This is a genomic window from Alteromonas sp. 5E99-2 (assembly GCF_017368475.1).
Taxonomy (GTDB): Bacteria; Pseudomonadota; Gammaproteobacteria; order Enterobacterales; family Alteromonadaceae; genus Alteromonas_F.
This window is the reverse complement of the sequence record NZ_JAFNJE010000039.1, coordinates 1-1,538: the sequence shown is the minus strand read 5'-3', so window position 1 is coordinate 1,538 and position 1,538 is coordinate 1. Positions and strand designations below refer to the sequence as shown.

Sequence of the window (1,538 nt, the reverse complement as noted above, 5' to 3'; positions counted from 1 at the left end):
TATTCTGTTGAAAAACTCGATGATTTCGAACCCCGCATGGTTTGAGCAATCTGTCTAAGTGGCTTTGTCACGCCGCATTTCCAATGTGGTTCTGTTTTGGAGCTAGTTTTGCGAGCTTTTTGAGGTTTTGGGCGGTTGCTGCGAGGATAAATTCGTCATGTGCGCCGCATGGGCCGCGCAGTCGAAGCCTGCTTAAACCGTGGATACGTTTGAGATGCGCAAAGGACATCTCGACCTTTTTACGCAACCTGCATGAGATGCTGTATTGCTTTGTCTGGGCGAGTTGGCGGGCAACATCGCGCGAGCTTTCATAGACTGATCTAACCACTTTACGGCTAGGTTCCTTTGGACAGCAGCGCGACTTCAATGCACAGGCATCACAGTCCAACTTACGGGCACGGAAGCGAAGGGTCCCGTCTTTGTTGGCACCGGTTCTCGGCTTTTCATATGTGCGACGATATTGTCTAAGCTCTTTGCCACCTGGACAGATGTAAAGATCGTTCTCAGTGTCAAAGGTGAAGTCGGCTCGCTCAAATGTTCCATCCTTGCGGCCGGACTTATCTATGACAGGAATATGCGGTGCGATTCCGCGCTCCTCAACCAACCAATCCAGCATGGGGCCCGAGCCATAAGCCGTGTCTGCGATGAGGCGTTCAGGTTTGAGATCATGCGTCTTACGGACACGGTCAATCATGGTTTTGACAGCACCGACCTCGGCCTGCCGAATGGATCGCGTGGGCTCCACATCCAAGATCACCGCATTGTCGGTATCGATCAGATAGTTCGTAGAATAGGCAAAATATGCTGGCCCACCACGCGCGCCAGTCCATTGAGAGGCGGGGTCTGAATGCGAGATGAACTTGGGCACAACTGGGCTGGCTGCGCCAAACGCAGCATCATCTAGTGTGTCGAGGTACTCGCGAACTGCGCGGGGCGCGTCATTAGGATCAATGGCCTCTGGGTTCCAATCTGCCTTGGGTGTGGATTTTTGACGATTAGCATCCGCTGCAATAATGCTGGCATCGGCCGCATACCGTTGACCGCTTGCTAGACCTGCCTCAATGCATTGGGCGACCACCGTCTCGAACACATGACGCAGCACATCGCTGTCGCGGAAACGACCATGTCTGTTCTTGGAAAATGTCGAGTGATCGGGAATTGGGTCGGACAAATCCATCTTGCAGAACCACCGATAAGCAAGGTTCAGATGGACCTCTTCACACAGACGCCGTTCTGATCGAATGCCCATGACGTATCCCACCAGCAACATCCGGATCATCAATTCTGGATCAATCGAAGGCCGGCCAGTGGAGCTGTAAAACTCAGTCAGATGCGTCCGAACGCTGGACAGATCGATAACGCCATCAATCGCTCTCAACACATGATCCGTGGGGACGTGATCCTCTATCGAGAAATCGTAGAAAAGAGCAGACTGTGCTTCCTGACGTGGTCCCATCATCGCGTTCAATCTCCAATATCAATACAGACATTGAATCAGCCGTAAGGACCCAGATCAACAAGAGTTTTTCAACAGAATA

General features: G+C 52.0%; 1 protein-coding gene. It reads right to left on the bottom strand.

All coding sequences use genetic code 11. The features are described 5' to 3' along the window. Positions 1 to 67: 67 nt before the first annotated feature. Positions 68 to 1,459, bottom strand: a complete 1,392-nt coding sequence (locus J3L16_RS15720) for a transposase (RefSeq protein ID WP_207614012.1) — start codon at positions 1,457 to 1,459, stop codon at positions 68 to 70. Between the last annotated feature and the right edge of the window lie 79 nt (positions 1,460 to 1,538).

Excerpts from the sequence above, each read along its gene's own strand:
- J3L16_RS15720 (WP_207614012.1), bottom strand. The coding sequence starts at position 1,459 with ATGATGGGACCACGTCAGGAAGCACAGTCTGCTCTTTTCTACGATTTC.